The 212-nt window shown below is 63.7% G+C and carries 1 protein-coding gene; it reads left to right on the top strand.

Annotated elements, in window-relative coordinates:
• On the top strand, positions 1 to 212 hold a 212-nt coding region (locus tag KW821_RS21975; RefSeq protein WP_218292887.1), incomplete at both ends, for a VCBS domain-containing protein.

Here is a 212-nt window from a genome sequence, read left to right as displayed (position 1 = left end):
CCGGCGCCCTGGGTCAGCTGGAGATCGATGCGGCTGGCAAGTGGAGCTATGAAGTCGCCAACGACAAGGTGCAGTACCTGGGCGAGGGCGAGACCAAGGTCGAGACCTTCACCGTACAGAGCCTGGACGGCACCAGCCACACCGTGACCATCACCATCACCGGCGTCAATGACGGTGCGGTGATTGTGGGTGATGGCAGCGGTGCGGTGACC

Source organism: Aeromonas sp. sif2416 (genome assembly GCF_019218665.1).
Taxonomy (GTDB): Bacteria; Pseudomonadota; Gammaproteobacteria; order Enterobacterales; family Aeromonadaceae; genus Aeromonas; species Aeromonas encheleia.
This window is presented reverse-complemented; position numbering and strand designations above follow the sequence as displayed.